19 protein-coding genes are annotated in these 20,065 nt (G+C 57.4%); 8 read left to right on the top strand and 11 right to left on the bottom strand.

The genetic code is table 11. The features are described 5' to 3' along the window. Positions 1–63: 63 nt before the first annotated feature. Positions 64–2,226 (bottom strand): DUF2075 domain-containing protein, encoded by a 2,163-nt coding sequence (locus H3T93_RS00480; RefSeq protein WP_232348584.1) that lies wholly within the window; start codon positions 2,224–2,226, stop codon positions 64–66. A gap of 67 nt (positions 2,227–2,293) precedes the next feature. Here H3T93_RS00480 and H3T93_RS00475 point away from each other — a divergent pair, with 67 nt between their 5' ends. Next, positions 2,294–2,626, top strand: coding sequence for a nucleotide pyrophosphohydrolase (locus H3T93_RS00475; protein ID WP_144177464.1), 333 nt, complete (start codon positions 2,294–2,296; stop codon positions 2,624–2,626). 10 nt (positions 2,627–2,636) lie between these two features. On the opposite strand, the gene H3T93_RS00470 is transcribed toward H3T93_RS00475, so the two are convergent. Together H3T93_RS00470 and H3T93_RS00465 are read right to left on the bottom strand one after the other, a co-directional pair. Continuing rightward, entirely contained in the window at positions 2,637–3,410 is a 774-nt protein-coding gene (locus H3T93_RS00470; protein WP_144177465.1) for an HAD family hydrolase, read from the bottom strand. A 49-nt stretch (positions 3,411–3,459) separates the two neighbouring features. Next, positions 3,460–3,690, bottom strand: coding sequence for a helix-turn-helix domain-containing protein (locus H3T93_RS00465; protein WP_110425556.1), 231 nt, complete (start codon positions 3,688–3,690; stop codon positions 3,460–3,462). Between the two features lie 283 nt (positions 3,691–3,973). Here H3T93_RS00465 and H3T93_RS09090 point away from each other — a divergent pair, with 283 nt between their 5' ends. Both H3T93_RS09090 and H3T93_RS00460 read left to right on the top strand, forming a co-directional pair. Further along, positions 3,974–4,333, top strand: coding sequence for a CocE/NonD family hydrolase (locus H3T93_RS09090; RefSeq protein ID WP_232348583.1), 360 nt, complete (start codon positions 3,974–3,976; stop codon positions 4,331–4,333). Next, complete coding sequence (locus H3T93_RS00460; protein WP_232348582.1) at positions 4,330–5,892, top strand: alpha/beta hydrolase; 1,563 nt, start codon at positions 4,330–4,332, stop codon at positions 5,890–5,892. Before H3T93_RS09090 ends, H3T93_RS00460 begins: the two co-directional genes overlap by 4 nt. 94 nt (positions 5,893–5,986) lie before the next feature. On the opposite strand, the gene dnaG is transcribed toward H3T93_RS00460, so the two are convergent. The 6 genes from dnaG to H3T93_RS00430 all read right to left on the bottom strand — a co-directional run bounded on the left by dnaG (position 5,987) and on the right by H3T93_RS00430 (position 13,204). Beyond that, positions 5,987–8,077, bottom strand: a complete 2,091-nt coding sequence (gene dnaG / locus H3T93_RS00455) for a DNA primase (protein WP_144177467.1) — start codon at positions 8,075–8,077, stop codon at positions 5,987–5,989. A gap of 57 nt (positions 8,078–8,134) precedes the next feature. Further along, positions 8,135–9,418, bottom strand: a complete 1,284-nt coding sequence (locus H3T93_RS00450) for a deoxyguanosinetriphosphate triphosphohydrolase (RefSeq protein WP_144177468.1) — start codon at positions 9,416–9,418, stop codon at positions 8,135–8,137. Positions 9,419–9,436: 18 nt separating this feature from the next. Continuing rightward, positions 9,437–9,895, bottom strand: a complete 459-nt coding sequence (locus H3T93_RS00445; RefSeq protein WP_144177469.1) for an Ohr family peroxiredoxin — start codon at positions 9,893–9,895, stop codon at positions 9,437–9,439. A gap of 70 nt (positions 9,896–9,965) precedes the next feature. Beyond that, positions 9,966–11,324 (bottom strand): alanine racemase, encoded by a 1,359-nt coding sequence (alr, locus tag H3T93_RS00440; protein ID WP_046323186.1) that lies wholly within the window; start codon positions 11,322–11,324, stop codon positions 9,966–9,968. A 42-nt stretch (positions 11,325–11,366) separates the two neighbouring features. Continuing rightward, positions 11,367–12,002: an N-acetyltransferase gene (locus H3T93_RS00435; RefSeq protein ID WP_144177470.1), complete on the bottom strand. Its 636-nt coding sequence runs from the start codon at positions 12,000–12,002 to the stop codon at positions 11,367–11,369. A gap of 146 nt (positions 12,003–12,148) precedes the next feature. Beyond that, the gene (locus H3T93_RS00430) at positions 12,149–13,204 is read right to left on the bottom strand and encodes a LacI family DNA-binding transcriptional regulator (RefSeq protein ID WP_186363907.1); all 1,056 of its coding nucleotides are present in this window, start codon (positions 13,202–13,204) and stop codon (positions 12,149–12,151) included. Between the two features lie 150 nt (positions 13,205–13,354). On the opposite strand from H3T93_RS00430, the gene H3T93_RS00425 reads away from it, so the two are divergent. The 5 genes from H3T93_RS00425 (at position 13,355) to H3T93_RS00410 (ending at position 17,355) form a co-directional block, all read left to right on the top strand. Further along, a complete protein-coding gene (locus H3T93_RS00425; protein ID WP_144177472.1) occupies positions 13,355–14,638 on the top strand; it encodes an enolase C-terminal domain-like protein in 1,284 nt (427 codons plus the stop codon). 81 nt (positions 14,639–14,719) lie between these two features. Then, a complete protein-coding gene (locus tag H3T93_RS00420) occupies positions 14,720–15,511 on the top strand; it encodes an SDR family oxidoreductase (RefSeq protein ID WP_110425563.1) in 792 nt (263 codons plus the stop codon). 8 nt (positions 15,512–15,519) lie between these two features. Continuing rightward, positions 15,520–15,654, top strand: coding sequence for a hypothetical protein (locus H3T93_RS09230; protein ID WP_267900928.1), 135 nt, complete (start codon positions 15,520–15,522; stop codon positions 15,652–15,654). Position 15,655: 1 nt separating this feature from the next. Further along, positions 15,656–16,453, top strand: coding sequence for an amidohydrolase family protein (locus H3T93_RS00415; protein WP_144177473.1), 798 nt, complete (start codon positions 15,656–15,658; stop codon positions 16,451–16,453). A 2-nt stretch (positions 16,454–16,455) separates the two neighbouring features. Continuing rightward, complete coding sequence (locus H3T93_RS00410) at positions 16,456–17,355, top strand: dihydrodipicolinate synthase family protein (RefSeq protein ID WP_110425565.1); 900 nt, start codon at positions 16,456–16,458, stop codon at positions 17,353–17,355. An 80-nt stretch (positions 17,356–17,435) separates the two neighbouring features. On the opposite strand, the gene H3T93_RS00405 is transcribed toward H3T93_RS00410, so the two are convergent. Then, positions 17,436–17,918 (bottom strand): S-ribosylhomocysteine lyase, encoded by a 483-nt coding sequence (locus tag H3T93_RS00405; protein ID WP_029678668.1) that lies wholly within the window; start codon positions 17,916–17,918, stop codon positions 17,436–17,438. 78 nt (positions 17,919–17,996) lie between these two features. Beyond that, positions 17,997–20,000, bottom strand: coding sequence for a RecQ family ATP-dependent DNA helicase (locus tag H3T93_RS00400; protein ID WP_144177475.1), 2,004 nt, complete (start codon positions 19,998–20,000; stop codon positions 17,997–17,999). Between the last annotated feature and the right edge of the window lie 65 nt (positions 20,001–20,065).

Genomic DNA, 20,065 nt, shown 5'->3' with positions numbered 1-20,065 from the left:
TGGGCCATGGACCATGGCCCAGGACATGATACCCCTGATTGGCATTGAAACGATGTAGGCGCGTTAGGCTGGGTCGGGACCGGAGGTGGCGAATCCACCCACTGCCCAGGCCAGTCGATCCCGAAGCTCGGGGTCCACCGCGAATAACCCCAATCCGTGCACCCCTCGTTTGAGCAACACGTTGAACTCGTGCCGAAGATTATCCACAGGGTCCATCTCCTGCTCCGACCGCCGATTGGTCGCCAGTGTGTTGCAACTGAGCTTCGGTTCGAATTCGACCTTTCCATTCCTGTAGGTGACCGAGGGCCCGATGATGACTCCCGCATAGTTGAGGTCAAAACCTTGGATGGTGAAGATGGAGCCGACCTCATCAATGGTGAAGGGCAGCTCGGCCCAGGCGATCCGGTGATTTGCAGCAGAGTTTCCCTTTTCCTCATACAGTTCGTAATTCCAAGGCATGGCGAATTCACCATCCCCGTCCTGACCCTCTTCGGCCCACACCCACTGGCCTGAATCCCCTTGGCGCAGTACAACCTGCCAGTGATGGGAGGGATCCTGTGGGTCCGGGTGATTCTGGCTGCTGTAAGGCCAGTCATAGGTGGCCAGGAGTCGGCAAAGGCCCAAGGAGCCCTCTCCCCTTTGCTCTTGGTCCTTTTGGCGAATGAACTTTCTCAAAGCCTTAGGCGAATCGAAAACCTTGATCTCATAAGGATGCTCCCAGGGATCCGGATGCAGTTGGCCAATGGTGCCATCCTTGGCTGTCATCCGATCCAGCCAGGCGCAGGTTGCAGGATCAGCTTGGATACGCATCTGTTGATCCAAATGAACATGACTGACCTGGAAGATATCCTTGCGTACATGCTGACCGTCCCTTGACTTTTCGCGAATGAGCATGGGTTGCGGAAAGGTCTTGTCATGCTCAGAACCCGTCAACCCCAGAAGCCGACTTTCCTGAGCATCTACGAACTGGGATCCACGCAAGACCTGTTCCGGGTCGAAGACCACGATGGCTACTTTTGCCCGCCGCAGAATGTCGTAAAGCTGGTTGCTTCCGGAGTAGCTCTGCGACCCTTGCGTCAGCAGCAGGTGCGCCTCGTCAACCAGCACCACATCCGCCTTCGCCTCGACGCTATTCATAGGGTCTGCCGCCCTGCCTGTGGACCGGCCATTTCGATGAGTGTGCTTGCTGAACCGGTTGATGAACTGGACAGCGCCAACAACGCACTGGCCGCGCTTCTTCTGCAGTCCCAGCTTCAGAGCCATTTGGTTGTAGACATTGGCCTGCTCGGCCTGGTTGACAATGATGTAGGAACGCTGTCTGGCATTTGCCGAACGGTTATCGTCCTTGCCGTCCAAGTTCCCATAGATGCCATATCTGGCACATATCTGATAGAAGAGATGGCTAAGCAAAACGGTCTTGCCGGTTCCTGACATGCCCTGAACGACTATGACTCGAGTATGGGCTTTATCGTCGATCCGAACCGGGCCTATCGATTCTGTCATCGAGTGGAAACCCTCGCCGGGGTTTTGAATAATGACCGACTCCAGCACATGCAGAACAGCTTCTTCAGCTCGCCGTTGTTCGTCGGTGAGCTTGCGGAAGGGCGAGGCCTTGAACAGGGCGGAGTCCAAGATTGCCTTCTCTTCCGGAAACAGATCAGGCTCCATTTCATGCAGGATCTGCCAAGCCTTGGAAAAGATGCTGTCGAATTCATCGCTGGTGTAATACATGTCTTGAGCGTTAGTTCTACGGTTCATAACCAGCTTGACTGCATCGACGCTCTGCATATACCCCATCAACCGATTTTCCATATCCAGGGTCAGGGACTTGTTGAAGTGGCGATCACCGATGATGTACTGGCAGACCCTGTCTTGGTGATTGCGCATGAATCGCACCAGGCGTTCCCAATCCGTGCGGGTTCGTGGATCCAGCTCGATGTGCTGCCTGGTCCGAGAACGAATGTCATTGGTTTCCCCGACGTAAACCACGTAAGGGGGTCCACCGCCATGCTTTTTGCTGCTGTCCCTTTCATCAGCAGAGACAATATATACAGTGGGATAGCGTAGGAACAGCTCCTCAAGCAGCCTCTCCTCCAAATGACTGCCCTGACTGCCAACAGCTTTCGCCTGCTTGTACTCTGCAATGGCCTTGGAAAAATCCTCATCTCTGAAATCGCCATAGGGCAGAGTCATCACAACAGGCTGCGGCGCGCTTGATGAATCCATGTTTTTCACTATGCCACGAACCCATACCAATCTGATGGCAGGAGGGCCGGCTGATAGGCTCGAAATCATGATCAGCAAGGAAACAGAAACAGCGGTGATGAATTTTGTACACGAGCGCGACTGGGATCAATTCCACACGCCCGCCAACCTGGCCAAATCAATTTGCATCGAAGCTGCCGAGCTCTTGGAATGCTATCAGTGGGGGGACGATCCCAGGGACGGAGATGAAGGCCACGTAACCGACGAGCTGGCTGATGTGCTCACCTATTGCATCCAGCTGGCGGATCGGCTGAATCTGGACATGAATCGAATCATCATGGACAAACTGCAAAGGACAGCCGACAGGTATCCGGTGGCCACTTCACGCGGCTCCAGCCGAAAATACCGGCCCCTGCAGTAGGCAGATCGATTCAGCGAGTCTGCGCAGCCGACAACCCCAATCGTCCGAGTCGCTTGGCGATTAGTGCAGACAGATCATCCAGGGTGACTCCAACATAGCTCTTCATGGAAGCGAACTGAGGGCCTGATGAGGTGTCGACCGGGTTGGTGCCGGTATAGGCCACAGTGGTGGCTCCTGATGCCACAGCCGAAGTGATGCCGGTCAAGGTATCCTCGAAAGCCAAGCAGGAGGTCATCAAATCAGGGCTGTTGATGCCAACCAGACTGGCCGCATGCAGATAGGGCGCAGGGTCGGGCTTCTGCGCCAGCCCATCGTCCCCGCAAACATAGTCGGCAAAAGCCCCCTCGGGCGCCTTGGCAACCACTGCCTGGGCCATACGGCGTGGCGAAGTAGTGACCAGAATCGAGGGAATGCCGGCCCCAACCAGGTCTGTCAGGATAGTGCGAACACCTTCAATCCAAGGCAAGTGACGCTCCTCCATGGCAATGACCCCATCAATCAACAAATCTGGAATCTGATCCTCAGGAAGGTCAAGACCACGCTCCCGCATCAACCTTGCCACGGTGGGCAGAGGTTTGCCGGAAACCTGCCAACCCATGTCGGCATTCCAGTCTCCTCCATGCTCGTGCGCTAAATCGAGCTCCGCCTGATGCCAGTAGGGCTCTGAATCGATCAGAGTTCCGTCCATGTCCCAGAAGACTGCAAGCGGACGACGACCCACAGCGGACCGGGCTTTGTCAGTCGACCCGGCACGACTTTCTTCCTTTTGATGCTCCATGTTCATGCATTCACCCTATCGGCAGGGCTTGTCTTGAAAATGGCGTCACCCCACACTACTTGGCGTGAAGATCCGGCCACGGATCAGGCAGCAGCTCATCCAGGCTCACATTAAGTACTTGGGCAACTGCCATGATATTGATCAAACTGGGATTGGCTGGACTCCCGGGTCGCGACTGGCCATGCTCCAACTGTTGGTATGCGAACCGGGAAAGGTTGGCATTATAAGCAACGAACTCTTGGCTGTAGTGCAGAGCTGCCCTTCTGCGTTGTATGTTCAAGCCCATTATTACGGCGTAATCCGCCCATCCACTCGGTACTTGAGAATGTGCCACAGAGCCAAGATAGAAACAATAAATAAAATGTCATGCCTTACCGGTAATACTATATCAGTAAGGCATTACCGGTTATTTAAACGGGAGACGATTTCCTAGCTCTGCCTCACGCCAAAAATAGGTCTGTCGTAGTCGTTACTGGTTTCGGCACCTACAAATCCGATGAACAAAGAGGATCATCAATGAAAGACACAATCCAAGGCAACTATGCAAACATTGCAAAAAGGACGAATCCATGAAAAAATCTGCCATTCTTCATAACCCGGCCATTGGCTTGGCCATTTCACTCATCCTCTGTCTGGCGTGCGGGCTTATGTCCAATCTGGCCCAAACCGATGGGGGCCGCGTCACCAAGGAGACGCTGCAGATTGAATCTCCATCAGGCCACCGGTTGAGCATGGACATGCTCCAGCCGAAAACGGCTACTCCTAAGCACCCGGCACCTGCCATTGTCTTTGCTCACGGAGGCAACACCAACAAGGAGAAAAGCGATGACTTCCAGATTGAGTGGGCTCGCAGAGGTTTCGTCGTGGTATCTTTCGACCTTTATGGCCATGGCGAATCCGAAATTCTCAATGACCAGGAATGGTGGTGAACGGACGTGGACTGTATGACACAGTGGAATACCTCACCTCTCTCCCCTTTGTCGATGCTGATCGGATAGGGGTTTCAGGGCATTCAAGAGGTGGGAACACCATACATGAATCCATCCTGATCGACAATAAGCGACAGCATCCACTGATCAAGACCGTGCTCTATGTCAGCCGGGATCCGGTCTATAAGGACAATGAGACGGCCGCTTTCGGATATGTTCCTGGTAAGACCAACGTCGTCGAAGCAGCCAAGAAGAACACCAATGGCAAGTATTTCAACTACTACCGTGACCGTACTGTAGGAGTACTCGCCGGCAAATACGACGACTACTCTTTTAAGGAAAAAGATACGTCAACTGGCAAAATCAAACCCAATCCGCAGTATCTCAAATCAAATAACGCACGATCCTTCCTCAACTTCGGCATCACACCCACCGATCAGACCCCTGCAGGGATCAGCGGCCGGTGGTACCACAAGCAGATCAATGGCCATCAAGCCTCGCACGTCATATATATGGAGAACGGGACGCATGGAACAGTGCTCTTCCTATCCCGCCCATGCACCGATGCCGTCCAATTCATGGTCCGGGCTTTCAACATGAAAACAGACCTTGTCGACGGCGACCATATCTACCCGCTCAAAATGATCGGAGGGCTTCTCGGACTGATAGGACTCATGCTCTTCATGGTCTATGGGACGCTCTGTCTGGTCAGAACCAGCCTCTTCAAAAGGGCCGGATCAGAGGAACCGGCACACATGCGTCAAGCTGATGCCTACAAGGGAGGTTCAGTATGGCTGTGGGCCTGCCTGCTGTCAGCCACCGCCTTCTCAGTTGCCAGCGCTCTGACATTGTTTGGACTGAAGGTCGACAAGCATATCGGCAACTACTTTCGGCAAGGTATGCCCTTGTTCTATGGTGTGTGGGGCTGCCTGAATGCCATATTCATGATCGGACTGACAATTCTGTGGTACCGCATGTATGCGCGAAAGCGGGGCACTAAAGTCTCGGATCTTGATCTGCCCATCGGTGGACGAAGACTTTGGCAGACAATAACACTTGCATTGACAGTGAGCCTTCTGGCTATATTGCTGATCTTCACCTGCAAGTTCCTCTTCAACTCCGATTTTCGGTTCTGGTACTGGGCCGCCAGACCATTCACCGCCGACAAGATTCCTGAGATGCTCAAGCTACTGCCCTTCTTCCTTGTAGCCTACGGAACCACATCGGTCTTCATCAATAGTCTGAATTACTCCACATCATTCGGGAGGAACTCAACAGCCAACATAGGTCTGCTGGCGTTCTTCAACATGCTGCCGGCCCTGCTTATAGCTGTAGTTGGATACGGGTATTTCTTCGTCACTGGAGTCAACGGCCTGTTCGGTAACAACACACAGATACCGGACTGGATGCTGACACCCTTGGTCCCGCTGGCCGTCATGCCTATGGTGACCCGGGCGATCTACCGTCACACCAGAAATCCCTATCTGGGTGGCATCATTACCGCGATCATTGTCACCGTGATGACCTGCATCAACTCACAGATATCATTCCCCGCCTAACGGGGAGACCACACCTAACCTAAGTCCTTCCTGCCCCTGTCTACAAGCAAAACTTCGACAAGGACAGGGAGGACCAACGTATCTGACCACCAGTTCACTCGGCGTTGCCGAAGACCTGGTTGCGCAATTCGTTGCGCTGAGTCTCGTACTGGGTGAGCTGACCAAGAAGGTCGAACTTCTCCTGACCGTCTGGCAACTGATTCATCCGGTGCCTGGTCGAGGCAATCAGTCGCATGTAAGTGGCATCCAGCAACCTTGCCAGCAGCTCGGAGGCATACTGACGCTCCTCCGGGCTAGGCTGCTTCAGCTGAACATCCGCGTCCTCGGAGCCCGCGCCCTGATCGTCCCCCTTATCGTTTTTCTTGGAGCCCGGTCCTGAGCCCCTCTGCCTATCCTCCTGCTTATCCAAATTCAGCGGCAAAGGCATGACAGCCAGCTCGTTGATGGCCGACTCCAGCATGGGCCCGCCCGCCTTGGTCAAGTTATGCATCCACAATCCTTGGGGTGTCTTCATGTCAGGCAGTCCTCCGGCGGCCTGCACAGCCCGATAGAGCGAGCGGAAAATCGGAACCTCGAAACTGTCCGGACTCAGCTGAGCGAAGGCATCTGAACCGATTGCTCTGGGAATCTGGATAAGCACGCCCATGAACTGCTGCTCGCAAATGAAGACGGAATCATCGATGTGATGATAACCCTGTCGGAGAGCATCCTCACGCTGTACCCTACGACGTTGCATGGCATCGTCACTGCCATGGCCCGCGCGACCCTCCGATTCACCCGCACCGCGGTGAGGAGCGCGGACCGCATAGGCATCCTGGTCCTTCACATGCAGCTTGCGGCGGGCCCTGTTGACCTCCTGGCGCAGCAGATCCAGATCCACGCCGATTTTTCTGGCGGTTTTGCGGGTGTAGGCCCCCACCAGGGAGCGATCCCTGATCTGGGCCAGGATGGGCGCCACAGCCTTGACCGCCCCCATCTGCCCGGTGGTGTACTGGGTGTCGAACATGGCTACGGCCGTGTCGATGACGAAATCGTACAGCGGCCGGGCATGCTCGACCAGAGAACGCACAGCCTCATCACCATACTGGATGCGCAGATCACAGGGATCCAAATTCTCCCGGGCCACCGCCACGAAGGTCTGCGTCAAAAAGCTCCCGTCAAGGCCAAAAGCATGCAGGGCAGCCTTCTGGCCGGCGGCATCACCGTCGAAGGTAAAGACCACGCGTGAGCCTTGGACCGGCCCCACCAGCTGGATAGCCCCTAAGGCGTCGTCGGAGATGAGCCGACGGACGATCTTGGCATGGTCCTCACCGAAGGCAGTGCCACAGGTGGCTACAGCCGTATCGACACCGGCAAGATGGCAGGCCATGACATCGGTATAGCCCTCCACGATGACCACTTGCCGCTTTTTGACAATGGCATCCTTGGCCAGGTCGATGCCGTAGAGCACCTGGTTCTTGCGGTAGAGCTGGGTGTCGGGCGTATTGATGTACTTGGCGTTGATGCCATCGTCCTCGTAGAGCTTGCGAGCGCCGAAGCCCAGGGTACGACCCGTGGAATCCCTGATAGGCCAGGTGACCCTGCCCCGGAAGTAGTCGTAGACCCCCCGCTGCCCTTGCCTGGCCAGCCCCGCATCCAGCATTTCCTGCTGGGTGAAACCCTTGGTGGACAGGTGTCGAACCAGATTGTCCCATCCACGTGGGGCGTATCCGCAGCCGAAATGAGCACTGTCAGCCTGGGAGAAGGTCCTGCCCGCCAAGAGCTTGCGGGCCGCAAGCGCCTCCTTGCTCATGATCTGCGAGACGAAGAAACGCTGGGCCTCCTCGTTGGCCTCCAGCAAACGGGAACGTTTGGACCCGCGACGCTTGTCCTGACGGGAGTTTTCGTAGTGCAGCTCGATCTGGTACTTGTCTGCCAGGATCTCAACGGCATCGCCGAACTCGACGTTCTCCTCCTGCTCCACGTAGGTGAAGACATCGCCGCCCAGACCGCAGCCGAAACAGTGCCAGACCCCCATGGATGGACGGACCGAAAAAGAAGGAGACTTCTCGTCGTGGAAGGGGCACAAGCCCATGTAGGTGCCGGAACCTGAAGGCTTCAGAGTCACGCTTTCAGAGACGATCTCATATAAATCGGCCTTGGCTCTGACCTTCTCGATGTCTTCCTTCTTGATCATTCCGGACATGACACCCAGCCTACCGGGCCAGGCCGATGTGTTGCGCCCGGCATAAACGCCGCAGGGCTACGGGCAAACCAAGGAATGCAGGGCCAAGGCCGAGCCGTCGGTCAGGGAGGCCACCTGGTCGATAGCCACCCTCAGGCGCTCCCCGTCCGAACCCGCTTGGCGCCAATCCTCCAGGAAGACATCCTCCAAGGCATCAGAGGGGGCCGGCGAGTCCGCCATCATCACCTCAACCAGGTCGGTCACGATTTTCAACTGCTCAGCATGGAAGGGCTCCTTCTCACGGGGAGCCATGACGAAGTAGACGGCAATCCCCTTCAAGGCCACAATCTCATAGGAGGTCCGGGGTGGGATGACCAGCCCAGCCGAGTACCTGGTCAACGGGCCTTGGCCGTGGCGGCTTCGGGTAGCCGCCTCCACGGAGTCGGCAAAGCGGCCAATCAGGTAACTGGTGGTGTTCTTCAAAGTAGCCAAGGCCCGGCGTGAACCATCGAAGCCCGTCGGCAGCATGACACGGACGGCCTCCAAAGCTTGGACCAGCTGGTCAGCATCCCAGCGGTCGCCATACCAGGATCGGGCGGCTCGGACCACACCATCGATGATCCTGGGCTCAGCCAGCCGCTCAGGCACGAAGGAGCCAACCACTATGGCATCCTCCACGTCGTGAACGCTGTAGGCGATGTCATCAGCCAAGTCCATAACCTGGCACTCCATAGGCGTGCTGGCCTGCGGTGCTCCCTGCTTGAGCCAGCGAAAAACTTCCTGGTCGTCCGGGTAGACGCAGAACTTGGCAGTCCTCTCCCCCTTGGGATGAGCCGAGGCCTCAGCCAAGGTCCAAGGATATTTGACTGCAGCGTCCAGGGCGGCCCTTGTCAGGTTGACCCCTGCCGAACGTCCGTCCGGGTGGAAAACCTTGGGCTCCAGCCTGGTCAGCAGTCGAAGGGTCTGCGCATTGCCCTCGAATCCCCCTATGTCTGAGGCCAGCGAGGACAGGGCACGTTCGCCGTTGTGGCCGAAGGGCGGATGACCCAGGTCATGGGCCAGACAGGCACAGTCCACCACGTCGGGGTCGCAACCCAACATGGTACCGATCTGCCGGCCGATCTGGGCCACCTCCAAGGTGTGGGTCAGGCGCGTACGGGCAAAGTCGTCAGTGCCGGCCACCAGAATCTGCGTCTTGGCCCCCAGTCGACGCAACGCCGAAGAATGGACCAGACGCGCCCGGTCACGTTCAAAGGCGGTCCTGCTGCTGGTCTTTGGAGGCTCTGGCGCCCACCGTTCCTGATCCCGGGCGGAGTAGCCCTCGGCCAGCAGGCGGGATCCGCCCTCCTCATCAGTGCCCATCAGGCGCGCCCGCTCCGTTCAGTCCAGATTATCCACGACCACCACTTCAGTGGGCACATTGCCCGCTGTGGCCTTGGAATAGGGGCAAAGCTCCTGGGTCCGCTCCACCAGACGGGTGGCCAGATCACGATCGACGCCGGGCAGGCAGACCTCGATCAGAGCCTTGATGCCAAAGGACTCGCCCTGGTCGCCAAGGGAGATGTGAGTGCGCACCTTGCTCTGGGCCAGCTTGGTGGCTGGCACGCGCAGCTCCTTTCCGGCCAGTCCCATGGCTCCCTGGAAGCAGGCACCCCAGCCGATGGCGAAGAGTTGCTCGGGGTTGGTGCCCTGGCCCTTGCCTCCCATAGCCTTGGGTGTATCCAAGTCCAGGGAAAGATCGGGCTCCTGGCTGTCCGCATGGCCCTCGCGGCCTCCGGTGATGTCAGCTACGGCTGTGTATGAGATATTGCTGGGTTCATTTCCTGTATATGTAGTCATAACCTCATCTCACCACTTATATTGCCCCTTGACAAGGCCCCAAGCCCAGGTTCTACCTGTGATAGTGGTCTCAAAGAATGGATTCAGGGGCAATCAGGTGCAGGTCGGAGGGTTCGACCACCTCATGCACACCCAGGTAGAGCCGTGGAATCCTACTACGCAGGCAGGTGAAGATCTCATAGCTGATGGTGTCAGCGGCCCGTGCCCAGTCATCAGCGGTTGGCTCAGCCTGGTCCTCCCCCTGGCCTGGCCCAAAGAGAACAACGGTATCGCCCTCGTCCACTCCCAAGTCGGAAGCCATCCCTTCTAGATCCAGTACACACTGGTCCATGCAGACCCTTCCAGCGACACGAACCAACCTGGGCCCTTGACGAGTCATCAGACGGACGGGACCTCCCAGATGCTCTCGGCCCATAGCGCCCTCGCAGTCAAAGCCCGAGGCTGACCGATGGATCCCGTCGGCGTATCCCAAGGGCATGATGGCCGTGCTTGTGGGCTTCTCCGTCAAATAGGTGCGCCCGTAGGAGATGCCGTGACCGGCCGGCATATCCTTGACAGTGCCCAGCTGGGCCTGAAGGGTCATTGCCGGACGCAGACCATAATCCGCCGAAATCCCCATGGAAGGATCAGGCTCGTACCCATACAGGCCGATGCCCGGACGGGTCAGGTCATAACGTATCCCTGGGCGGCTGAGCGTGGCGGCGGTGTTGGCAAGATGCCGAATTTCAGGCTTCATGCCTGCGGCCGTCATCCTGTCATAGAACTCTTCGAAGAGGGCGATTTGCTCGTCAGTGGACGACACGAACTCGTCCACCCCAGGCATGTCGGCCACTGCCAGATGGCTGAAAAGCCCCACAGGCTCCAACAGGCCCTGGGATGCCAGGCGGGAAAGCTCACGCAAGGCATCCCCAAAGGTCTCAGGTGTGAAGCCGTTGCGTCCGAAGCCGGTGTCCACCTTGACATGGACGCGGGCAGGTTTGCCGACCTGGCCTGCCGCCTGAGCCGCCATGTTCATGGTCTTCAGGGAACCGACGCCCAGGTCGATGTCAGCCTGAATCAGCTGGTCGAAGGGCGCGCGGTCCCCGTTGAACATCCAGGACAGTATCCGGCAACGGTCGGGGCCAATGCCTGCCCGACGCAGACGCAGGGCTTCGCTGGACTGGGCCGTTCCCAGCCAGGTCGCCCCGCCGGACAAGGCTGCCAGAGCAACGGGAATGAGCCCGTGGCCGTAGGCATCGGCCTTGACCACACCCATGACAGCAGCACCGGGGTTCGTGGAATGAACCAGTTTCACCAGGGTGGCCATATTGGCCTTCAAAGTCCGCAAGTCCACGATGATCTGCCCAGGATAGGCCCGAAGAGCTTGCTCGTAATGCTGCTGGCCCTCGGGCCCGGAGAACTGCCATGCCGGTGCTGCGCTCAAAGTCATGGCTCCATTGTGCGACGGCACTACGACGGTCTGCCCTCGCTCTCAGACGGTGACCAAGCGCTTGGCCTCCCTTTCGCGCTCAGCCAGGTCAAGGGGACGATTGTGCAGCTGATAGGCCACCCGCACGTTCTCGATCTCCTTGTTTTCAGGCATGATGATGTTGCCGCAGCGGGTGAAGCCATGGGTCTCCAGGATGTGCTGCATGGCGTAGTTCTTCAGTCCCGTATCGGCGCGGATGTTCTCGTACCGGCGCATGCTCCAATCGAGCAGGTCCCCGGCCGCGTGACGCCCCAGTCCCGAGGCGGCCACCCGATGGATGGTGGTATAGGGCCGGTCGTCCAGCCAGCTGCCATCAATGACCTTATAATCTGGTTCCGGGTCATGGAAGAGAGCAAAAACGCCGATGATGCGCTCATGGCTGCCCTTGTGCTCGTCCAACTCCGGTTCAGGGTAGACGGGATCCTCAGGAATCTGATCCATACCAGCTGCATCATCGACCAAGAGCATGGTGTGGCCCCCGGCGATGTCCTCGCGGATGCGTTCAGGCAGAGGGTACTTGTCCCCCCACTGACGGGGGTTACCGGTCTCGGCCATCCGCTTTCTGGCGTAGGCGTAGACAGGCATGATCGCCTCAAAGTCGTCCATGGTGGCATGACGGATCCAACGTGCAGTTTCCATCGCGTACCTGCTCACTGTGGCTACCTCTTTCTCGACCGGTGCGGCAGGGACGAAACCCGCCCCTGCGATTGCCGAAGTACGAGTGTATCCATCAGCAGGCAGTCATGAAGTGAGTACGCATTGAGCGAATCGGGGAATAGTTTGGGCTATTGTGCGGCCTCTTGAACCCGACTTTCCGATTGCAAATGACTGGCATGGGTCAGATTGACCACACTGTGTCGGCTGACCAGACGGGTCGGCATGACCACATGCCGCTGGAACTCCTTGCCCTGTCGTGCATCGAGAATCATTCCCACGGCCATCCTGGCCATCAGATCAAATGGCTGATCCACCGTGGTAAGGGCAGGCATCAGGTAGGAGGATGGATAAACGTTGTCGAATCCGACCACAGACAGGTCCTGACCGGGCTCCAGTCCACGTTCACGCGCCGCTCTGTAGATATTGACGGCTGTCAAGTCGTTGCAGGCCAGGATCGCGGTCGGAGGATGAGCACGGTCCAGCAGATCACAGGCGGCTTGGTACCCTCTGTCGGGCAAATAGTCTCCCTGCAGAACCATGCTAGACGGCAGGCTGGCACCAATGGCTGCCAATGCTGCTCGGTATCCAGCCAGTCTGGCCTGCGCGGATTGCACATTCGCCGGTCCGGCTATAACGCCAATGCGCCGGTGCCCGGCATCAAGAAGGCATTTTGCGGCCTGGTATCCTCCAGTCCAATTGTCAAGCGTTATGCTCATGTCCTCATCGTTGACCAGGTCCACCGGATCGACCGCCACCAAGGGAATGCCTCTTGCTTTGAGCACATTCTTGCCCTTCTGGTCTATGGAGGACATCTGGGTAATCACACCCAGCGGGTTGCGATCAATGATCCCCCTCAGACATTCCTCGGCACGCCGCTGGTGATCGGTCTGCGTCACAGTCAGAGCCAGACCGGCATCCAAAGCCCACTTCGAGGCATAACGTATCATCTCGATGGTGCCATTGTTGGCGATATAATCCACCACCAGTTCAATGGTCTGGGCGATTTTGGTACTGACGAGCGGATGTGCATAACCCTGATCAGCCAAGGCCTTTTCGACCCTCCGACGGGTTTTTGCCGCCACGCCCGGTCGACCGTTGATCACCTTGGAAACGGTCGAAGCCGAGATGCCGAGCTGCTCGGCTATAGCGCTAACGTGCGGATTGCCGGGTTCCTGTCTGGCCATGTGCATCCTTTCCAGTACCCAACAATCGTAACCAATGAAGCGGCGATAACATTCATGTCGCGTTTAGAATTTTTACATTTTTAATTTTCAAATTTCTATTTCTGCGCCTATACTGACGTCTATGTTCACTAGATTGGCAAAGGAGCCACGATGAGTACTATCACTGCGGTGAAAACGTATGACTTTCGTTTTCCCACTTCTCTGACCTTGTCAGGATCGGATGCCATGAATAAGGACCCGGACTATTCGGCCGCCTATGTGGAAATACACACCTCGGCTGACGATGGCATCAAAGGGTGCGGTCTGGTCTTCACCATCGGACGAGGCAACGATGTTGTATGCAGAGCCATAGATTCCATAGGAGAGACTCTGTGTGGCCTGGAGGTTGAACGTCTGCTGGACAGCATGGGCCTAGCCTGGGACCTACTGGTCCATGACTCGCAGCTGCGCTGGCTGGGACCCGAAAAGGGAGTCGAGCATATGGCCATCGGCGCACTGCTGAGCGCCCTTTGGGACATGAAGGCCAAAAGAGCGAGGAAACCTTTGTGGTTGCTGCTGGCTGAAATGGACCCTGAAGACCTGGTCAGCACCCTGGACTTCAGATACCTCTCCGATGCCCTGCGTCCCGAGGAGGCCATAGACATTCTCAAGGATGGGCAATCCGGCAAGCAGGAGCGCATCGAGGACATTCGCCAGCACGGATATCCCGGTTATTCGACAGCACCAGGCTGGCTCGGCTACAGCGACGAAAAGATGGTGGAAATTGCCAAACGAGAGACAAGGGAAAAGGGCTTTAAGCAAATCAAGCTCAAGGTAGGCCAGAACCTCGATGATGACATACGCCGTCTGGGATTGGCCAGGGATGCCATCGGCCCCGACGTGCGTCTGGCCGTCGACGCCAACCAGGTCTGGGACGTCCCGCAAGCCATTGATTGGATCAACCATTTCCATGACTTCGACCTGGCATGGGTCGAAGAGCCCACCAGCCCCGACGACATCATCGGCCACGCAACCATTGCCAGGGCCATCAATCCTATCCCCGTGGCAACCGGCGAACAGATGCAGAACCGCATCATGTTCAAGCAATTCCTACAGGCCAATGCCTTCGGTATTATGCAGATCGACGCCACCAGAGTGGCGGGCCCCCAGGAGATAGTTCTGGAATACCTGCTGGCTCGCAAGTTCCACAAGATAGTCTGCCCCCACGCTGGCGGGGTCGGGCTGTGCGAGATGGTCTGTCACTTCGCCATGTTCGACTACGCAGCCGTCTCCTGCACCACGCAGGGCCGAATGATCGAATACGTGGACAACCAGCACGAATATTTCGTAAACCCCGTGCGTATCAGCCAGGGCATGTATCAAGCACCAACCGCTCCCGGCAACGGGGCTGAAATGACCGTTGAGACTGCGCAGCGCTACCTCCACCAGGAGTGACTTCGGGTCATCTCAATCAAAACCAGGCCCAATCGCTGGATCCCTAGCAAATCATCCATTCATACAGACAAAGAAGCTTTCATGGATCTGCATCTCAAAAACAAGGTATTCATCATCACCGGTGGCTTCAAGGGCATCGGCAGGGGCATCGCCCTACAACTGGCCCAGGAGGGCGCCATAACCGCAGTCATAGACCGTGACGAGTCAGCCAGGGACCAGTTCTGCAAAGACATCGAGGCCTATACCGATACCTACCGGACCTTCATTCTGGATCTGAATGACACCGACGGCATAGCCCCCATTGTGGAGCAGGTGCACAAGGAATTCGGCCATATCGATGGCATAGTCAACAACGCTGGAGTCAACGACAACAAGGCCTTGGAAACTACTGACTGGCGGGAGTTCGAGCGTTCCGTACACGGTAATCTCACCCACTACTACGAACTCATGCACGCCTCTTGTGCCTATCTGAAGAAAAGCCACGGATCCGTCATCAACATCACCTCCAAAACCGCCGTGACCGGTCAGGGCAAGACCAGCGCCTATGCGGCGGCCAAGGGCGCAGTTCTGGGCCTGACCAGAGAATGGGCCGCAGCCTTGGTCCACGATGACGTACGAGTGAACGCCATCGTGGTCTCGGAATGCTGGACCCCCCTCTACGCCGACTGGATCAAGACGTTTGGCGATGAAAAGGCCCAGCAAGCCCGTCTTTCAGCCATCACAGACAAGATCCCCCTGGAACATCGCATGACCACACCCGAGGAGATCGGGAACACCGCCACCTTCCTGCTCTCTGATCGCGCATCACACACCACCGGCCAATGGGTGTTTGTCGATGGCGGATACGTCCACCTGGACCGGGCACTGAATTGAGCTCTGCCATGAAAAATGCAAATACGCAAAGCAAAGGCGGTTCCCAGGGCACCGTCGCCATGCTGGTAACCGCTCCCAGATTCCTCTACATCGCCTTGTATGCCTTTCGTGGGTGCCACATATGCCTTGAGCAGGGAGCCTGAGATGACGCGACAATTGCAGGTCATCGATGCTCACTTCCACATGTGGAATCTTGAACGGCAACATCTGCCTTGGCTGGAAGGAATGCCATCACTGAACCGGAGCTTTCCCCTTCATGAGCTGGAAGACGAGTACGGGCAGTTGGGAGTGGAATTTTTGGGCGGAGTCTATGTGGAAGTTGACTCGGATGACCCCCTATTAGAGGACCGCTTGGTCTATGAGAACGATGACCCGAAAATTCTCGCCCGAATGCTACGGGCACAGGTAGGGCCCTATATGAGGGTACCTATCAATGCTACGGGCATCAGAGAGCCCTTGCATACTGAATCTGCCCCGCGCGGCCGTTGCCTGGAACCCTCCTTCATCGCCGGGCTCCACGCCATGGCTGATAAGGGGATGCCCTTCGAGCTATGCAACAGGGGCGCAGAACTGCCGGACATGGCTCAGGCATTCTCTCAGGTTCCTTCCCTGACTGTCATCATGGACCATCTGGGCAATATGCCCGACTTGTCGTCGGCCTGCAAAAAAGCAATACAGGCCATGGCGGCCTTGCCGCGCTGCTATATCAAGGTGTCTGGCGATCTGCCGGTCGATCGCGACATTGTCGCCTTCGTCAGGGACACCTTTCCCCCGAACAGGATCCTCTACGCCTCCAATTGGCCGGTAGTCACCGTACACTCCTCGCTCAGGGAACACTGGCAACTGATGCTGGATACCTTTGGCCCGGATGAGGACTTCTTCAAGCACAATGCCATGAGGGCCTATGGAATCGATACCGATACGCTTACTTCGGAAGGGTGAACATGAGCACATTATCAGCCAAATTTGAGGGAATTTTCTGCCCGTCGATAACCGTCAGCGACGATCAGGGAGTCATCGACACCGACCTGTGGGGACGACATCTGGACCATCTGATCCGGGCTGGCATCAACGGGGTGCTCCTGTTCGGAAGCATCGGCGAGTTTTATGCCTATGATCTCCAAGAGAAGCGCTCGGCCCTGCAATTCGCCGTCGACCATATACAAGGACGCATGAAGGTATTCGTCGGAGTTGGCGACACGAATATGGACCGGGTCATGGATCTGACCAAGTTTGCCGGACAAATCGGCGCCGATGCCGTGGTGGCTGTCAGCCCCTATTATTTCGGCCCTTCGGAACCAACCGCTTATAGGTATTTCACCAGCATCGCCCATGCCTCAACTGTGCCGGTGATCCTCTACAACTTCCCTGCCCGTACAGGCAACGACTGCTCCCCGGAGCTGGTCGCAAGACTTGCCCAGGAATGCCCGAATATCGTTGGCATCAAAGACACCGTGGACACAATCAGCCACACACGTCGAGTCGTTGCGGCAGTCCGGCATGTCAGCCCTGAGTTTTCTGTGTTCTCAGGATTCGACGAATACTATATGGTCAACCGCATCTGTGGAGGCAACGGTGTTTTATCAGGCCTGACCAACGTAGAGCCGGAAACCTTCGTTGCCATGCATAAGGCCTATCAAGATGGCGATTACCAAACCGCACTAGACAAGGCCCGACGCATCAACCACTTGATGGCTATTTACGACACTGCGGATTTGTTCGTGTCGGCCATCAAGGGAGCTGTGCGACTGCAGGGTCTGCCCATCAGCACACGCATCCGCGAACCGGCTATGCAGATTGATGACGACCAGATGAAACAGATCGAGACCATACTGCGTAGTTGAGCTTTCACCTGTTGCATCGAATAGGGCCTGAGAAGAGGAACCTACCCCCTCCTCAGGCCCTATTGTTTGCCTGTTCGCGCTCAGACCAGCTTGCGCTCGTAAGGATCGGAGCTGATGCCGGCAGCGACAATATCACGGCTCCATTGCTTGGCCGAGAAGAGCGAATGGTCGCGGTAGTTGCCGCAGGAGGTGATCTCGGTGCCTGGCACGTCGTCCCAGGTGGCCTTTTCGGCAATGAACTCCAGCGACTCCTTCAGAGCCTTGGCCACATCTTCGGTCGAATGACGGCCCCAGGCAAGCAGGTGGAAGCCCGTCCGGCAGCCAAAAGGCGAGCAGTCGATATAGCCAGGGATGCGCTCGCGCAGGAGCACGGCAATCGTGTGCTCTATGGTGTGCAGCCCGGCAGTTGGAATGGCGTTCTGATTGGGCTGAACCAGGCGTAGATCATAGTTGGAGATGATGTCTCCCTGAGGGCCCTTCTCCTCGTCGATCAGGCGAACGTAGGGCGCCTTGACCTTGGTGTGATCCAGCTGGAAGCTCTCTACGATTGGTTTGTCAGCCATTGTTGTTTCCTTTCCTCTCGGGCGCCTAATCTGAAAGGCAGCCGCGATGAAGTCATGTATACCTCATGGTAGGCGGACCTACCTATCAGATCCGGCAGCGCCTAAGACCACATTCGCTCCTTTTCCCGCCGAGAATTCGGAGATGACCCCCATGAACCGGGGCCCATATTGCTCCAGCTTGTGCTGTCCCACCCCGTTGACGGCCAAGAAGGTCGCATCATCAACTGGACGCAGACGACACATATCGCGCAGCGCCTTGTCGGAGAAGACAATATAGGGAGGTTTGCCGATCTCGCGGGCTATGCTGGTCCGCAAATCTCGCAGCTTCTGGAAAAGTTCCTCGTCCTCTGGGCTGGCATCGCTTGCGCCGGCCTGCTCGAGACCGTCATCATCGACGGTCGAAGAAGACCCGCCGCCGAAGACCTTGCCTGAAGTACTCGGGCGTTCCGTCCGTTTGATCTCATAATGAAAGTCCGGACTGACCGTCTGCGCAGCCTTGGGTCCGAAATGGACCATGGGCAGCCGTCCTTCGGTGATATACAGATATCCGTCCGAGGCCATTTGGTTGAGCACGTCGCGAATGCGCGCCTCCGGAATCTGGGCCAGAACGCCATAGCTGGGGCACCGATCCAGCCCTCGCCGAAGAAGGTCCTGCGAGCGCGAGCCCCGGAGGATCTGGGCGATCTTGCCGGAGCCGAACCCCTGATTCACGTCGTGCACGCACCTGCTTATGGCACGGGCCACATCGCTGACATCGATAGTTTTGAAGGTGCTCAGACAGTTGGAACAGTTCTGGCAGCCGGTGCTGCCGGTGTCGGGATGCCCGACTGGGACGGGTTTGCCTTTGTCGGCCTCCGCAGGCGAAAGACCCGCGGCAGCCTGGTCCACCTCTTCGCCAAAGTACCGCAGCATGTACCGGTGAAGGCAACCGGTGGTCCGACAGTAACCGATCATGACGTTGAGCAGACGCCGGTGTTCGGCCCTGACCGCTTCAGCCTGCTCACCGGTCAGTCTGTCATTGCCATTGTCCATGTCCAGCAGGCGCCTGCGAGTGACGATATCGCTCTCGTTCCACAGCAGGGAGCATCGGGCGGGCTCACCGTCACGTCCTGCCCTGCCAGCTTCCTGGTAGTAGGCCTCGATGCTCTCGGGCATGTTGTGATGGATGACATAGCGCACGTTGGACTTGTCAATGCCCATGCCGAAGGCATTGGTGGCCACGACCACCTGCACCTTGTCGTTGACGAAGTCCCGCTGCGCCTGCTCTCTGTCCTGGGCATCCATACCAGCGTGGTAGCTGACAGCGCTTACACCAGCCTTGGTCAGATCATCGGCCAGAGCTTCGGTCTCCTTGCGGGTGGCGCAGTAGACGATGCCCGAATCGCCTCCATGCTTCAGGGCGTATTGGACCACCCAGCGATTCTTGTATCTGCTCTCCAGTTTGATCACGTCAAAGAAGAGGTTGGGCCTGTCGAATCCCGTCACCGCCACGTAGGGGTCGTCCAAGCCCAACATGTATACGATGTCGCGCCGGACCTTCTCGGTCGCCGTAGCAGTGAAGGCTGCCACCGTGGGCCGGTTAGGCAGGGATCTTATGAAGTCCCCGATACCCAAGTAGGCAGGGCGGAAGTCCTGACCCCACTGGGATACGCAATGGGCTTCGTCCACAGCGAGCAGGGAGATCCTCGTATGCTGGGCGAATTCCCTGAATCTGGGGGCATCCAGCCGCTCGGGGGCCACGTAGAGGATTTTGCTGCGTCCCTGGGCAGCCTGAGCCAGGGCCAGGGACTGCTCATCCATGTCCTGGGTGGAATTGACGAATGAGGCCTGGATGCCGGCATCCTCCAGCCCATCCACCTGGTCCTTCATCAGGGAGACCAAGGGAGAGATGACGATGGTCAAACCGTCCAGAAGGGTGGCAGGAATCTGATAGCAGATGGACTTGCCGGCACCGGTCGGCATAACACCCAGGCAGTCTCGCCCGTTCAGGATGGCCTTGACCAGATCCTCCTGACCCGGGCGAAAAGACTCATATCCGAAATACCGCTTCAGCGCCTGCCCTGCATCCTGGATGTCCACCATGATTCCCCAGTCTATTGCCCCGGCAGGAGTCAAGCAGTGGGCGAACGACCATGTGGTCAATCGTC

This window comes from Bifidobacterium sp. M0404 (assembly GCF_016101415.1).
In the GTDB taxonomy this organism is placed as follows: Bacteria; Actinomycetota; Actinomycetes; order Actinomycetales; family Bifidobacteriaceae; genus Bombiscardovia; species Bombiscardovia polysaccharolytica.
Note: the sequence above shows the minus strand (reverse complement) of the source record. Positions and strands in the feature narration are given on the sequence as shown.

What these genes read in the sequence shown, in the direction of transcription:
- H3T93_RS00400 (WP_144177475.1), bottom strand. Translation starts at nt 20,000, where the DNA reads ATGGTGGACATCCAGGATGCAGGGCAGGCGCTGAAGCGGTATTTCGGA.
- H3T93_RS00410 (WP_110425565.1), top strand. Translation starts at nt 16,456, where the DNA reads ATGAGCACATTATCAGCCAAATTTGAGGGAATTTTCTGCCCGTCGATA.
- H3T93_RS00480 (WP_232348584.1), bottom strand. Translation starts at nt 2,226, where the DNA reads ATGGATTCATCAAGCGCGCCGCAGCCTGTTGTGATGACTCTGCCCTAT.
- H3T93_RS00470 (WP_144177465.1), bottom strand. Translation starts at nt 3,410, where the DNA reads ATGAACATGGAGCATCAAAAGGAAGAAAGTCGTGCCGGGTCGACTGAC.
- H3T93_RS00465 (WP_110425556.1), bottom strand. Translation starts at nt 3,690, where the DNA reads ATGGGCTTGAACATACAACGCAGAAGGGCAGCTCTGCACTACAGCCAA.
- H3T93_RS00435 (WP_144177470.1), bottom strand. Translation starts at nt 12,002, where the DNA reads ATGGAAACTGCACGTTGGATCCGTCATGCCACCATGGACGACTTTGAG.
- H3T93_RS00430 (WP_186363907.1), bottom strand. Translation starts at nt 13,204, where the DNA reads ATGGCCAGACAGGAACCCGGCAATCCGCACGTTAGCGCTATAGCCGAG.
- H3T93_RS00475 (WP_144177464.1), top strand. Translation starts at nt 2,294, where the DNA reads ATGATCAGCAAGGAAACAGAAACAGCGGTGATGAATTTTGTACACGAG.
- dnaG (WP_144177467.1), bottom strand. Translation starts at nt 8,077, where the DNA reads ATGTCCGGAATGATCAAGAAGGAAGACATCGAGAAGGTCAGAGCCAAG.
- H3T93_RS00450 (WP_144177468.1), bottom strand. Translation starts at nt 9,418, where the DNA reads ATGGGCACTGATGAGGAGGGCGGATCCCGCCTGCTGGCCGAGGGCTAC.
- H3T93_RS00445 (WP_144177469.1), bottom strand. Translation starts at nt 9,895, where the DNA reads ATGACTACATATACAGGAAATGAACCCAGCAATATCTCATACACAGCC.
- H3T93_RS09090 (WP_232348583.1), top strand. Translation starts at nt 3,974, where the DNA reads ATGAAAAAATCTGCCATTCTTCATAACCCGGCCATTGGCTTGGCCATT.
- H3T93_RS00425 (WP_144177472.1), top strand. Translation starts at nt 13,355, where the DNA reads ATGAGTACTATCACTGCGGTGAAAACGTATGACTTTCGTTTTCCCACT.
- H3T93_RS00405 (WP_029678668.1), bottom strand. Translation starts at nt 17,918, where the DNA reads ATGGCTGACAAACCAATCGTAGAGAGCTTCCAGCTGGATCACACCAAG.
- H3T93_RS00420 (WP_110425563.1), top strand. Translation starts at nt 14,720, where the DNA reads ATGGATCTGCATCTCAAAAACAAGGTATTCATCATCACCGGTGGCTTC.
- H3T93_RS00415 (WP_144177473.1), top strand. Translation starts at nt 15,656, where the DNA reads ATGACGCGACAATTGCAGGTCATCGATGCTCACTTCCACATGTGGAAT.
- alr (WP_046323186.1), bottom strand. Translation starts at nt 11,324, where the DNA reads ATGACTTTGAGCGCAGCACCGGCATGGCAGTTCTCCGGGCCCGAGGGC.
- H3T93_RS09230 (WP_267900928.1), top strand. Translation starts at nt 15,520, where the DNA reads ATGAAAAATGCAAATACGCAAAGCAAAGGCGGTTCCCAGGGCACCGTC.